The organism is Sporomusa sp. (assembly GCF_035561255.1).
In the GTDB taxonomy this organism is placed as follows: Bacteria; Bacillota; Negativicutes; order Sporomusales; family Sporomusaceae; genus Sporomusa.
In genome coordinates this window covers 1-13,292 of record NZ_DATMXX010000368.1, presented here as the reverse complement: position 1 = coordinate 13,292, position 13,292 = coordinate 1, and the positions used below count along the sequence as shown (strand labels likewise).

Annotated in this window: 17 protein-coding genes and 1 riboswitch; of the genes, 14 read left to right on the top strand and 3 right to left on the bottom strand. The window is 44.4% G+C overall.

Annotation, left to right across the window (positions count from 1 at the left end; translation table 11 throughout):
- Positions 1 to 176: 176 nt before the first annotated feature.
- Positions 177 to 323 (bottom strand): hypothetical protein, encoded by a 147-nt coding sequence (locus VN379_RS21030; protein ID WP_325537499.1) that lies wholly within the window; start codon positions 321 to 323, stop codon positions 177 to 179.
- Between the two features lie 163 nt (positions 324 to 486).
- On the opposite strand from VN379_RS21030, the gene VN379_RS21025 reads away from it, so the two are divergent.
- Both VN379_RS21025 and VN379_RS21020 read left to right on the top strand, forming a co-directional pair.
- Entirely contained in the window at positions 487 to 678 is a 192-nt protein-coding gene (locus tag VN379_RS21025; protein WP_325537498.1) for a hypothetical protein, read from the top strand.
- A gap of 97 nt (positions 679 to 775) precedes the next feature.
- A complete protein-coding gene (locus VN379_RS21020) occupies positions 776 to 1,003 on the top strand; it encodes a hypothetical protein (RefSeq protein WP_325537496.1) in 228 nt (75 codons plus the stop codon).
- 53 nt (positions 1,004 to 1,056) lie between these two features.
- Here the strand turns inward: VN379_RS21020 and VN379_RS21015 are convergent, their stop codons facing one another.
- Complete coding sequence (locus VN379_RS21015) at positions 1,057 to 1,212, bottom strand: hypothetical protein (RefSeq protein ID WP_325537494.1); 156 nt, start codon at positions 1,210 to 1,212, stop codon at positions 1,057 to 1,059.
- A 266-nt stretch (positions 1,213 to 1,478) separates the two neighbouring features.
- On the opposite strand from VN379_RS21015, the gene VN379_RS21010 reads away from it, so the two are divergent.
- The 4 genes from VN379_RS21010 (at position 1,479) to VN379_RS20995 (ending at position 7,332) form a co-directional block, all read left to right on the top strand.
- Positions 1,479 to 3,275, top strand: a complete 1,797-nt coding sequence (locus VN379_RS21010; RefSeq protein ID WP_325537492.1) for a heme NO-binding domain-containing protein — start codon at positions 1,479 to 1,481, stop codon at positions 3,273 to 3,275.
- A gap of 167 nt (positions 3,276 to 3,442) precedes the next feature.
- Positions 3,443 to 5,356, top strand: a complete 1,914-nt coding sequence (locus VN379_RS21005) for a sigma-54-dependent Fis family transcriptional regulator (protein ID WP_325537490.1) — start codon at positions 3,443 to 3,445, stop codon at positions 5,354 to 5,356.
- A gap of 12 nt (positions 5,357 to 5,368) precedes the next feature.
- Entirely contained in the window at positions 5,369 to 6,010 is a 642-nt protein-coding gene (gene trmB / locus VN379_RS21000; protein ID WP_325537488.1) for a tRNA (guanosine(46)-N7)-methyltransferase TrmB, read from the top strand.
- Between the two features lie 86 nt (positions 6,011 to 6,096).
- Positions 6,097 to 7,332, top strand: a complete 1,236-nt coding sequence (locus VN379_RS20995) for a DUF2935 domain-containing protein (protein WP_325537486.1) — start codon at positions 6,097 to 6,099, stop codon at positions 7,330 to 7,332.
- Positions 7,333 to 7,395: 63 nt separating this feature from the next.
- Here the strand turns inward: VN379_RS20995 and VN379_RS20990 are convergent, their stop codons facing one another.
- Positions 7,396 to 8,322: a hypothetical protein gene (locus VN379_RS20990; protein ID WP_325537484.1), complete on the bottom strand. Its 927-nt coding sequence runs from the start codon at positions 8,320 to 8,322 to the stop codon at positions 7,396 to 7,398.
- A gap of 208 nt (positions 8,323 to 8,530) precedes the next feature.
- On the opposite strand from VN379_RS20990, the gene VN379_RS20985 reads away from it, so the two are divergent.
- From VN379_RS20985 to VN379_RS20950, 8 genes are all read left to right on the top strand, one after another.
- Entirely contained in the window at positions 8,531 to 9,736 is a 1,206-nt protein-coding gene (locus tag VN379_RS20985; RefSeq protein WP_325537482.1) for a putative peptidoglycan glycosyltransferase FtsW, read from the top strand.
- Between the two features lie 161 nt (positions 9,737 to 9,897).
- Positions 9,898 to 10,173 carry a PspC domain-containing protein gene (locus VN379_RS20980; protein ID WP_325537480.1) on the top strand — a complete coding sequence of 92 codons (276 nt, stop codon included), beginning with the start codon at positions 9,898 to 9,900 and terminating at the stop codon, positions 10,171 to 10,173.
- Between the two features lie 116 nt (positions 10,174 to 10,289).
- Positions 10,290 to 10,634: a spore coat associated protein CotJA gene (locus VN379_RS20975; RefSeq protein ID WP_325537478.1), complete on the top strand. Its 345-nt coding sequence runs from the start codon at positions 10,290 to 10,292 to the stop codon at positions 10,632 to 10,634.
- Between the two features lie 24 nt (positions 10,635 to 10,658).
- Positions 10,659 to 10,916 (top strand): spore coat protein CotJB, encoded by a 258-nt coding sequence (locus VN379_RS20970; protein ID WP_325537476.1) that lies wholly within the window; start codon positions 10,659 to 10,661, stop codon positions 10,914 to 10,916.
- Between the two features lie 24 nt (positions 10,917 to 10,940).
- On the top strand, positions 10,941 to 11,540 hold the full coding sequence (locus tag VN379_RS20965) for a manganese catalase family protein (RefSeq protein ID WP_325537474.1): 600 nt from the start codon (positions 10,941 to 10,943) through the stop codon (positions 11,538 to 11,540).
- A gap of 146 nt (positions 11,541 to 11,686) precedes the next feature.
- Positions 11,687 to 11,857: a hypothetical protein gene (locus tag VN379_RS20960; protein WP_325537472.1), complete on the top strand. Its 171-nt coding sequence runs from the start codon at positions 11,687 to 11,689 to the stop codon at positions 11,855 to 11,857.
- Between the two features lie 97 nt (positions 11,858 to 11,954).
- Positions 11,955 to 12,812, top strand: coding sequence for a YitT family protein (locus tag VN379_RS20955; RefSeq protein WP_325537501.1), 858 nt, complete (start codon positions 11,955 to 11,957; stop codon positions 12,810 to 12,812).
- A 191-nt stretch (positions 12,813 to 13,003) separates the two neighbouring features.
- Positions 13,004 to 13,089, top strand: a riboswitch (cyclic di-GMP riboswitch).
- A 51-nt stretch (positions 13,090 to 13,140) separates the two neighbouring features.
- Positions 13,141 to 13,269 carry a hypothetical protein gene (locus VN379_RS20950; RefSeq protein ID WP_325537470.1) on the top strand — a complete coding sequence of 43 codons (129 nt, stop codon included), beginning with the start codon at positions 13,141 to 13,143 and terminating at the stop codon, positions 13,267 to 13,269.
- Positions 13,270 to 13,292 lie beyond the last annotated feature (23 nt).

Genomic DNA, 13,292 nt, shown 5'->3' with positions numbered 1-13,292 from the left:
CCACCCTGTACTATATTATTTGCATTTTTTTTCATCTTTTTTGTTTTCTTTGGCGTTCGGGCAAATTTCTTTACCGAACTCTACATTCTTGTTGCTTGTGCAATCTTTGTTGCATTGTTCTTGTTTCTTAGACATAGTATCACCTCCTCCTTAAAATGAATGTAGGGAGGGGTTAACTAGTCTTCAGTCATTTCGTGAATCATGAATTTGGCAGCCTGGTAAATAACTGCGCCGACAGCCACAGCTTTAAGCACCGAGGTTACATCCATATCCATGTCCATATCCATGCCCAACATCGACTTGCGTTTCTTTTTGTGAAACATATTTACCACCTCCTCATTCGATAGTGTAACCAAGCTGCAAAAGAGCAACTCGAAGTAAGAAATGGATGAAAAACCAGTAAAAGAAATTGGTTCTTAGGAATTTGGAAGAATAATACGATAATATATATGCCGGGAATTATCTTAAGCTAAGGAGGCGGTTAAGATGGTGACAAAAATAGTACCTATTCAGCGCATTGATGACCGCAACCAGCGTGAGACCATGGCCGGTGACAAAAAGCGAACACAGTATGGTGCTTCTTTTAAAGAAGTATTTACCAGGGAATTGGAGAATACCCTCAAAGTTTCCGGGTTAGATGCCAGAGCGCAAAGAATTGTTTTTTTCCCTAAACGGTGACCTAAGATATTTTGGTTGCGATTTTTGTGGATTTATGAGTTAATTGCCTTTAATTGGGATATAATAGAGCTAGAATTAATATAAATGGTGATGCTTTGTGAAAATTAAAACAGGATTGGAAATTGTTAGAACACACCAAGAGTATGTGGATAAAATCAATGAGCTTGATGCAGCTGTGCATCGGCTTGATGAATTTGGCTATACCAAAATAGTACTTAAAGAAGAACTTGTCAAGTTAACGAGTGAATTACAGGCGCTGGAGAGTACCCGTTTTCAGGCGCTTGACCCGGTGATTATAACAACCTCATTGCTTGGTGGTCGCTAACACTGGGAACCGAAAAATCCGCGCAGAGTTTGCGCGGATTTTTTGTTCGTTTTTTAAAGCTCATCAGCACAGACTGTTTCGGTACCCTCTACACATTTGAATTCACTGCAGTCTTCGCCGCTGCCGATGTAGTCAAAGTACTCATTGTTACCTTTTAAATTCTTGCCATTCCAAAAGCTATAAATGGCGCAATCTTCTTTGCTGGACAAAGTATCACCTCCTGTTTGTATGGTGGTGTTAGTTTATCCCGATGGAGGCGGCAAAATCCTCGAATACGCAGCAAACGCCCGGACGAGTAAGTGCAGATAACCCGGTTTTGCGAGACAATGAACACGAGTTGAAAACATATAAACCTTATAAAATACCTTATAAATAATAGAGGGATTTTAAGCTAGATCAAGAATTATAAAGTAGTTAATATTCTAGAATGCTTCTCGTCAGCAAAGAGTAATCTTTAAGATACGGAGTGGTGATTATGAAGGGAACGGTAGTTGGCACATGGGTCAATACAGCCCGCAAGATATGGGGTGATGCCTTGACCACTGACGCAATGAGGCATGTTGGCTGGCAGTCTGATAAAATGTTTATGCCAACCGAAGAGGTTGAAGATGGCAAACCTAAGTCTTTTGTCGCTTATTTAGCTGAACGAACTGGTAAAAGTCAGGATGAAATTTGGCTTAATATCGGTAAAGACAATGTTCTGACATTTGCGCAGGCTTACCCGGCTTTCTTCCATCAGGAAAGTTTGTATTCTTTCCTTAGATCTATGTATGATGTTCATGTTGTCATGGTAAAGCGGATACCAGGTGCCAAGCCTCCGGAACTTCTGATTGATCCGGTATCTGAATATGGGGCGCTTTTGAGCTATCGTTCCAAACGCGGCATGTTTGGCTATATGAAAGGCCTTTTAGCAGGCGCTGCGGATTACTTTAAAGAAGACATTAAGACAGAGATTGTTGAGTCCTCGACAGAGCATCTCAAGATGGCCATTACTTTCCCGAAGCCGATTACCCATACTGCTGTTTACCGGCTTAACAAAGTACTGTCTTTTGGTGTGGTTAGAAGTATTCCGGCCAAGCTCGGTATAGCTGTTACCGTATTTTCGCTACTGGTTGACGGGCTGTTGGCGGCAGTGAGTATACCTGTGCCGCTATGGACGGCATTTTTAAACGGCGCGGTGGCTGCCGGCGGTGCCTCGCTATTGCTCAGGCCGTTTGCGACGATCCGGGAAGAAATAGCTGGTATTCAGGAGCGTAAATATTTCACTGAAACCAAGCTGGATTCATGCGACGAGTTTGAAGAGATAATGAAAATGCTGGCTCAATATAAGCTGCGGGTTAAGAGCGAGTTTATCGGGTTTAAAGGCATTACCGACGAGATGAATAAGTACGGCGAAGATTTTAATGCACTGGCCGGACGCATGAAAGACACCTCGGACGAAATATCAGGGGTAGTACATGATGTTGCGACTGCTGCTACCAACCAAGCCATGGAAACAGCGAGCGCGGTAGGCATCTTAAATGGCAATCTTGAAACATTGAGTACGGTAGTAACTGAACAAAGCCGAAATAAAGAGCAGCTTGAGGCGGCTGTAGAGGAAATCAATCGAGGCTTTGCTGAGGTGCAGGCCTCGACCGCTAAGCTGGAACACAGCCTTGATAAGTTTTCTGAAGTCAAGCGTTCGGCTGAACACCTGCAGACACAAGCTACGAAAATTAATGAGATTACCGGTATGGTGGCTGCCATTGCCGGACAGACAAATCTCTTGGCACTTAATGCCGCCATTGAGGCTGCCCGGGCTGGTGAGCAGGGCCGTGGTTTTGCTGTCGTGGCTGAGGAGGTCAGGAAACTGGCCGAACAGTCGCATCACCATTCTGAAAGCATCTCAAGTGATCTAAAAGTTTTGATGAATATTATTGGCAACGTTGTTCAGATGATTGAGGATGAATTTGATATCCTTGCTGCTGAAAGCCGGCAATTGAATGCTGTTGTGACAGGTAGTGCCGAGAATGTTGGCTACATCGATGTAGTAGCTGTTAACATTGTAGATATGATTACCAAGCTTGAACAGGAGATGACCGGTCTTAATAAGGTATATGGCAAGATTGAGTCACTGGCTGCTATTTCTGAAGAAAACTCAGCAGCTAGTGAGGAGGTTAGTGCTTCGGTGCATGTGTATAACGAGAAGCTGCAAGACATGATGGGAAAGATTACTGAGTTTAAGACTGTTATTCAGCACTTCAGTGAAGATATCAACACCTACCGTACGTAGTTATCAAGCTAGATCATCAGGCGGGGATAAAACCCCGCCTTACGTCTGGGTAAGACTTGCCAATAGCGTATTCTATTTCTTCACCAGTTAATGTGCACGATATGTTATAGAATGAAAAACCCATATTTATGTGATATTATCCTTATAGAATTCTATGGAGGTACATAATGATTCGCGAACGCCGCAATAAAGTCAAACTAGAACAATATTACGATAAATTTATTAATGAGAGCGTTATCGATCCCAATGTCCATCCCTGGATTGGCGAGTCCTGGCAGCGCAGCCAGGACCTGGGGGTTAGGCGTGATATATTCCACTTAGATCTAAAGTTGTCAAAAGAAGAGCTGAGCAAACGTTGTAAACGTTATGCTACGGCGCTTAGTTTTCTCGATGGCCTTTATAGTGAGATCAAGGAACACTTTACTACATATAATTTGAGTATGCTGCTAATGGATCAGGAATTATATGTGCTGAAAAACTATGCAATGCCGTTTTATCAAAAGACAGCCGGCGAGCTTGAGGGCGCCCGGATGCAAGAGGAAGATATCGGTACATCAAGTATTGGTATTGCTTATAGAAGCAAAGTTCCGTTTCTCATGTTTGGTCCAGAGATGTGGATAAAGGACTGTCAAAATGGCGATGCCTGCTCGGCGCCGATTATCGTGGATAATCAAGTGAAGTTTGTTATTACCGTGGTGTCAATTCAACAGGAAGAATTACCCTATAGTGCCATGGTGGCCATGGTACTTAGCATTAAGTATGCAATGGAACAGCATCTGGCAATAGTAGCCAGCTTAAACGCCAAACATACCATTCTGGACGCGGTACCGCTGGCGGTATATCACATCCTGCCTGGCGGCGAGGTAGCTTATGCTAATAAGCTTGGTAACAGTCGTCTGTTGGGAATTGTGCCCCCTGGGAGCGAAGATAAAAACGAGGGACCAAACCTGAGTGATGTGCTCCTAAACTATCGGCATACGCCGATTTATAAAGGGTTTCTTGGTGTGCCCTCTTATAATCGGGAAGTAACCTGGATAACCCCCCGCAAAACCTATGAGGATATTACAACTGTTGTGCCGCTTTCCGGCGATGACGGTGAGGTCGAGAGTATTGTTGCTGTATCGTTGCCTATCGAAGATTTGCGTACCCTGGTCGCCCATACGGCAGGCTACACGGCACGCTACAGTTTGTCAAGCATGGTAGGAGACAGTCAGGTATTTACTACTATGCAGGATAAAGCCAGCCGTATAGCCAGGCATGATTATCACTTCCTGCTGCAAGGTGAACCCGGTACTGGCAAGCAGCGGTTGGCACATGGTATTCATCAGGCCAGTTCCCGGGCAGCCGGCCCCTTGATTGCCGTTAAATGCGGCGATATGCCACCGGAAATACTGGAAGTAGAGTTGTTTGGCCGCGGGGGCAGCGAGGCTGAGGGACGCCCGGGTAAGCTGGAGTTGGCAAGCGGCGGCACACTATTTCTTGATGAGATTGAGAAGCTCTCTGCCTTGTTGCAGGATAAGCTGGCTGAAACGCTGGAAGGGGGCAATCTATCTCGCTCCGGGGAAACGGTGCAGCGGCCTATTGATGTTAGGGTTATAGCAGCCTGTGATACTGATCTCAAACGGCTGGTAGAAAAAGGTGTGTTTTCTGCCGGGTTATACGAACTTATCTCCCGGTCCGTTGTCCGGGTACCGCCACTACGGGTACGACGGGAAGATGTGCCTGGTTTGGCTGCACATATTGTTGAAGAACTGGCAGCCCTGCATGGACTGTCGACTAAGCAGCTATCCCCTGAGGCGGCAGAGGTCATCATGGGCTATGACTGGCCTGGGAATATTAAACAACTACAGGGAGTTATTGAGCAGGCTTTTTTCCGTACTACCGGTGATACCATTACCGCTCATGAGATTGCGATGCCAGGTGAACAGCGGCTAAGCAAAGCCTGGAAGGAAGATAAAGAGGCTTTTGTTGAAGCCTGGAAAGCAGCCGGGGGAAATATCAGCCGGCTGGCCAATATGCTTGATGTTAGTAGGGTAACACTTTATCGCTATATAAAAAAATATGGCTTGGATAAGGAATAAGGAGGAGACCGGTTGCGACTGAGAAAAAAGCCATGGATCGCAGAGGCACTAACTGGCTTTACGAATATAGTATTGCATAACCCTGGGGAGGAACTCAAAGGTAACTGGGCTGAACTGTTTGGCAATCACCTGCCATTGCATGTAGAACTAGGTACTGGCAGGGGCGATTTCATTACCGGAATGGGTGAACGATATCAGGATCAAACCAACTTTGTAGGTATTGAGGCCCAAAAGGATGTTCTTTACAACGCGGCGCTAAAGGCCCAGGAAAAAGGCTTGAACAATGTGCGTCTTCTGGTGTTTAATGTGAATGACCTGTTAACTGTTTTTGCACCAGGGGAGATCGACCGGTTGTATATTAACTTTTGCGACCCTTGGCACAAGAACCGTCATGCCAAACGGCGCCTGACGCATGCTGGTTTTTTGGAGAAGTACCGCATTGTTTTAAAGACAGGCGGACAGCTGTGGCTTAAAACAGACAACAGGCCGTTGTTTGATTTTTCGTTGGAGCAATTTAATCAATTTGGGCTCAAGCTTAATCATATAACCTATGATCTTCATAATAGTGATTTTGCCGATAATATCATGACCGAGTACGAAACCCGATTCAGCATGCTGGGACAGCCTATCTGCCGCTGTGAGGCTACATTTTAGGCTGATATTAATACTTAACTGAACACATTACCGCCATCCGCGGCATACAATACACTAAAATCCGTTTTTGTTGGGAGTGTGTTGCTATGCCGCGTCGCTCGTCTGGTACAGGCAATGTTCTGCCGGTGCCGTCACTTGATATTGAAGAAGTCAAGTTTTGGCTGCACATCATGGAAGATCATGCTCTGTTCATTAAGACCGGTTTACCTTTTGATAAGCCTGATCTGATTGAAGAAGCCAGCACTTTTGAACGGGAGTTTAAGGCTTTGCGAGTACGGGCTGAAAAATCCCAAGTCGAGAAAAAATTTGCTGAATTAATTGCCGATACAATGTCGTCTCTTAAAGAGTTTATTAAGTTCAAAATCCTCTTGCTCGGTTTATCACTGACCAATAAGCTGGGCAGCGCATTACCGCCACTCTTTTTTGACCATATTATCCGGGAAGCCGAGTATTTTATGGCCATTTTAGAGAAGATTCGGGCTGGTAAGAAATTAGCTGTGGTCAAAGCCCTGGAAGCTGATTTCTGGCTAAGAATTATGGCTGAACATACCAAGTTTATTGGCAGCAGGCTGGATCCGTCTGAGATCAGTATGATTGATGTTGTCAGAGGCTATCAAGACGAGTTTGACGACTTGACAATGCAGGGGTGGGACTATGTGAGTTTCTTTGAACATAAGTCCAGCGAATTGCCTGCCTTCAATCGCTTCCTGCAGGATAGCCGTGCCGCAACTGTGCGGCTGCGGGACTTTGAGCAGGCCACCTACGACATGATTATTAGCAATAGGCTGTTAAGTACGATTTCCGCCGTTATGGCCGACCATGTCCGCCGCGAAACAGATCATTTTCTCTTGGTACTGGCCATGATAGAAAAAGGCGTAATCAAGATAGAGAAAGACTGTGTGGATGTGAAATATAAGAACCATACTAAATTTGGCATATTAGTTGATGAAGAAGCTGCTGAAGATGCTGGAGAGAATATTGAAAGCGCTAACTATATAAAATGCAATGAGTTTGTAGAACGCGAGCATGTTCTTGAAGAAGATGCCGTTGATGATATCGAACTAGATTGCACACCTGATAATGACGAGCGTGAAAAGATTGTAACTAATACAGACTCAGTCGAACAAAAGGTTAATTTGGCGGAAGATATGAGTAGTGGAACGAAAGCTAAATATCAGGTTAAAACTGCAATTGTGCCGGACGCAGAAGTAGCGGTTCGGCCTGAACCGGAGAATGTTCCTAAGATTGACAAAAATGCGAAAAAGAGTAAGTATAAGTGGGGCGAAAACTGGCCACGGCAGTTAGGCAAACAAAAGGTATAATATTTATTGAAAAAGAACCCCTCACGCATATGCGGGAGGGGTTTAGCCTTATGTAGCGAATTATTAGGGAAGAATGGCAATGCTTGATAGCAGCTGTCGTTTTGTATTTGTCACTGCCAGGAGCGGCCCACTGGCTAAATCAATCAGACTCAGATCGGCGAATAAGTTGCTGGTGCCAATCGCCAGGTGAGTGTCTGGAATTAGATACAAGCGGGACAGCGATCTCCCGATGGCCAAGCGGTCGATAATCTGCGCGGTATTCAGATTGATGACAAAGATAGACGCACCATCTTCGTTGACAATATACGCAGTCTGATTATCTGCTGCCACGGCGGCATGACAGGGATAGGCTGCAAGGCTGCTGGGGCAACTGGGACATTGAATTGTTACTACCGCCGGTGACCGGCGTTTTTTACTTAAATTAAACAAGGCAACACCTTCACCGGTGAAAGCCGTGTTCGTAAATGGAACAATCAGTCGGTTATCAGATAAAATAATATTTGTTGGTATGCCGGCAATATCATACTGCCAGGCGATATTACCATTGGTGTCTAGTTCCATAATTGTGCCACCGGCATGGTGTTCCCAAGCGGTATAGATTCTTTCTGCGTCAGCTGCCAATCCTACGCAGCTGGCTTTAACTGCCGGTGCTCCCAGTGACTGGCTGGACATTGTTGTCAAATCAAAGCGGTGTAGTGCGCCGCAAGGTTCGGCAAGATAGGCAGAAGTTGCACTGGTTTCCGCCAAGACAAACTGGGCAGGGTAGGGAATTGTCATTGGCAGGCTATAGAGTGTCCAGTTAGTTAAGTTTACTGCCAAAATCTCATTTTTCCCGTTGGTATTGGCACATGGCAGGTAAGCTTTTGTATAATCCGGGGTTACCGCAAGTTCAGTGGGACTTAATTCGGGGGAAAAGGCCAGTTCGGTCAGAATTTCCCCGCTGGGGCCATCTGCAACAAATACAGTATGGGTGGCAGCGTCAACAGCCAATAGCTTATATGGTGTTACCCCATGCGATCACCTCTTTTTCCATCCGTAGTTTTGTTAGTTCGATGACTAATTTTCCTAAGACTCCCGTCTTTTATCTACTGGGAGTTAAGAGCGGCTTAGCCCCTCTTTATCTGTTTGGAAGTCATTTAGTATATAATATGGGTTAATGGCTGATTGGTTAACGTGTTTTTGAAGGGAGCGCCAGAGCGTGAAAGAGAAAAAGATCCGAAGGTTCCCCAAACTATGGGTTAGTCCGGCTGAAGCCGTATTTTTTATTGCGGGAATTCTGTTCTTAATTGGTACTGTAAATGTCTTTAGTGCTAGCTTTGTGCTTGGGGGTCAGTTGTTTCACGACGGCTATTTTTTTGTAACCCGCCATCTGCTGTCTTTTGGTGTTGGCTTTGTGGTTATGATAGTAGCTGCTGTAATCGATTACCGCAAGATAAGCCGCGGTTGGCTGATCGTGGCGATACTTGCAGCCATGGGGCTGTTGCTGGCTGTGCATTTTGACGGAGAGTATGCTAATGGTGCCAGGCGGTGGCTCAAACTTGGCAGCTTTCAATTTCAGCCGTCCGAGATCGCCAAGCTTACTGCTATTGTGATTACGTCCGCTTACCTCGGTGTACGGCTTGATCGGGGGTTACCTGTATCATTATACTCCTGGCCGCTGGGGGTGACATTGGTTATGGGCGTGTTTGTGCTTAAGCAGCCTGATATGGGTACTGCTGCCGTTATTGTCGGTTTGAGTCTGGTCCTTTATGTTTTAGCTGGTATTCCACGACAAGAGCTTACCTTTTTAGGTATGACCGCTGTAGCTATGACTATATATCTAGTATATGCTGCTGCCTATCGGGCTGAGCGGATTTTAGCCTGGATTGATCCCTGGGCTTATCAGCAAACATCAGGCTATCAGACTGTGCAATCGCTCCTGGCGATTGGCTCTGGCGGTGCGTTTGGGTCTGGGCTGGGAATGGGAGCCAGCAAGTTTCATTATTTGCCAGAGGCGCATACAGATTTCGCTTTTGCTGTATTATGCCAGGAAATGGGCTTTGTCGGGGCAGCTCTCGTCTTAGTACTCTTCGGAGCTATGGCTTGGTATGGGCTGCAGATAGCCCGCCGTGCTCCTGATGGCTATGGTTTTATGCTGGCGGCCGGGGTGACAACACTGGTAGTAGGGCAGGCCATCGGAAATATTGCCATGGTTTCAGGCATGTTCCCAGTCACTGGTGTACCACTTCCCTTCATTAGTTTTGGTGGTACCTCCCTTATTATCAATTGTGCCGCCGTAGGTCTCTTAATTAGTATCGGACGCAGGGCAAGTGCCAAAGCCTTTAAGCCAGGTCAAGCGCCACTAACGCCTGCTCGTTCACAGTTAAAGCTGGTTAAAAAGAACGGACGTCCAACCGGCGTCTAATCTTGTGTTTAAAGGCCGCCCTTTACGGTAATAATTACTAATGAAATGATATTTCTATTCATTAATTAGTAAGTGAAATTGGCCGGTAATATCCAGAGGCTCACATTACGGGTGTAAAGCAGCTGGGCGTTGCGGCAATTTCCTCAAGGGGGCCTTCACTTATGATTTGGTTAATCCGGGCAGGCGCATACCTTTTCAGCGGATTGACAGTGTGGCAGTTTGTCCAGGGCGCCGGTACGCCGGAGTCAGTCGGAATCCATCATCAGCTGGCACTTGACCAGCAACATGGGATGGTATTTGGTGTGTGCGCCGGTTTTAGCGTATATACAGGTTTAGATGTTACGTTAATCCGCTTGGCATGGGCGCTATCAGTTCTGTATCGTGGGGCGGGGATTGTGTTGTACATTTTGGCATTCTTAATTATGCCGGTTTCTTAAATATTATAGTAGATTCGGCAGGCTTTGTGCCTGCTGAATTTTTTTGTTCAAGTGAGGGACATTTGCTGCTGGCTTCACATAAAATACACTAGGTTAATTGAGAGGAGGCTTTCTTTGTGAGCAAAAAGACCAAGAGCGAAATGTATGCAGAACGCGGAAAAAGCAAAGTTATGAAAATGAAGGATGACCTTCATGATATCGACGATATCGACGATATCGATGATATATGTGATATGGATGATGAATTGGACGATGACATGGATGATATGTGTGATATGGAAAACAAGAAATGCATGACAGGCATGGATAAAGATATGGACGCTGAGCTGCCAGAATGTATTTTACTGGCTCATTCGTATGTTCCGTGGCAATATTATGAACAAGCGTTTACCCCGTCCGAAGCACTTATGAAGGGCACGCTGTTTCCAGAACTTTGGGGCGTCTACCCAATACCCAAATAGATAAAGCATGGAGGTGTAGAATAAGTGAAATATGAAAAACAGCTAGCGATGCTTAGGAAAGTTCAGGAGATGGAGTTTGTAGCTATCGAGCTTAATCTTTATCTGGACACCCATCCTTGTGACCGAGACGCGATTAATGATTTCAACTGTGCAGTAGAGGTGTTAAAAAAGTATAAGGAAAGATATGAAGCTGAATTCGGGCCGCTCTTGAATTTTGGGTTTGGCGGCTTATCCGAGGATCCATGGCAATGGGTACAAGGACCATGGCCTTGGGAACTATAATTATGTGATAAAGGAGCAGTGGATATGTGGATATATGAAAAGAAGCTTGAACATCCCGTACGCGTCACCTGCCCGGATGTAAAATTTGCCAAGATGGTTATCACCCAATACGGTGGACCTGATGGTGAACTGGGTGCCTCGCTACGATATTTAAATCAGCGCTATAGTATGCCGACTGATAAAGCTAAAGCTTTATTGACAGATATCGGTACAGAAGAACTTGCTCATATGGAAATGATTGCTGCTATGGTATATAAGCTTGTTGATGGTGCTACCTGTGAAGATTTTAAAGCAGCTGGATGGGAAGGGCAATATGTTCAACATAATCATGGGCTGTTTTGGACAGACGCGAACGGTGTACCTTGGTGTGCCTCTTACATTGCTTGTCTGGGCGATCCAATTGCCGATCTAACCGAGGACATGGCAGCCGAGCAGAAAGCAAGGGTGACCTACGAGCATTTAATTGCCTGCACGGATGATCCGTGTGTTAAAGATACCCTGCGCTTTTTGTGGCAACGGGAGGTCGTTCACTTCCAACGATTTGGTGAGACTTTAAATGATGTGCAGGACTGGATGTGTAAGAGTAAGCACATGTGGAATGGTCATAAATGTGGTTGTGAGTGAACAATTCTAGACCATAACATAAGGCAATTAGCTAGCCCTCTGCAAAGTGCAGGGGGTTAATTTATGATGCGCCCGGTTTTTTTATTACCCAAAGTATAAACCTATAGTTACTGATCATCCTATTTAAATAGAAGGAGTGATGATCTGTGATGGATTACGGTGGTGGTTTCTTTCCATTTGGCATGATATTCATGATTCTATATGTTGTGGTTGTTATTTATGTTTTGATGCAGTTAACAGGCATAAATAAAGGGTTGCAACGTATTGCGAATGCCTTGGAAAAAAGCAGAATACAGAGTGATGCATTCCCTCGGTAAACCGAGGGATACTGTTATGTAACGTATCAGTGCATCTACTGGGCACACAGTTTTCTTGAAGGATATGAAAGAAAATTATAAGATAAGAGGATCTTGCATGGCGAAAAAGAATAGGATTTTACAACAAATAAAACGTTACATAATATTATTGATTGGTTCTATTATTTATGCGGCGGGGTTAGAAATCTTTTTAGTACCCAACAATATCATTGACGGCGGCGTGGTTGGTATTGCTATTATGGCCAGCCACCTGACACACTTGCCGCTAGGGGTATTTTTAATTGTCGTAAACATGCCTTTCGTTTATCTGGGATACAAGCAAATAGGCATGACGTTTACACTTTCAACCATCTTTGCTATTGTATCGTTGTCATATTGGAGCAATATCTTTTTGCCAATTCCGGGATTAACAAATGATTTATTTTTAGCCTCTGTTTTCGGGGGTATTATCATAGGTATCGGAGTGGGGCTTATTGTCCGCTATGGCGGTTCACTGGATGGTACAGAGATTGTAGCTATATTAGTGGATCAAAGAACCAGTTTTTCTGTAGGGGAAATCATTTTAGTGATAAACCTGTTCATTCTTTCTGCCGCAGGCCTTGTTTTTGGCTGGGACCGGGCTATGTATTCCCTGGTTGCTTATTTTATTGCCTCAAAAGTAATTGATATAACCATTGAAGGCTTAGATGAATCAAAAGCCGCCATCGTTGTATCCGATTATGGGGAAGCCATATCAGATGCTATCAGGGCCCGTTTGGGCAGGAGTGTGACTGTGCTGCATGGTGAAGGTGGATATACGGGTAATACAAAGAATATTCTTTATGTCGTTATTACCCGACTGGAAATTTCGAAATTCAAATCTCTTATTGAAGATATTGATGAAAATGCTTTTGTCACGATCAATGATGTACATGATGTAATGGGTGGATCATTTAAAAAGAAAGCAATCCATTAGCAATAATGCTAAAAAATGCAATTAAAACAACAAAAAAATAAGTAGTAGGCGGTGACTACTACTGTACTCATTTAGAAATGGCTGGGTGTTTACTATTGTGAATCTTGTCGTACGTCAGACCTTACATAAATTGATAATTTTAGATTGCAATGCAGGATTTTGCCAATATGATGCAAAATAATAAATAAAAATGAATATATCAGCAAACCTTCTAAAAGGAAGGGACGCAAAGCCATGGGTCTAAAGATAATACATCTATGATTGCCAGGTTGCACTTAATGTGTAATCTGGCAATTTTTATATAGATGATAACTTACTGGGGGTGTTAGTGATAGCTGGTGCATCCGAAAGTAGTAATTTAGATAGTACTGACCTAACAGAAGAAGAATTACAGGAATTATTGGTACAATTACCGAAAATTATTAAGGAGTTAGAAGAGTTTAAAGCAGAGAAGTAAGGATTATTCCCCAATTTAAAATA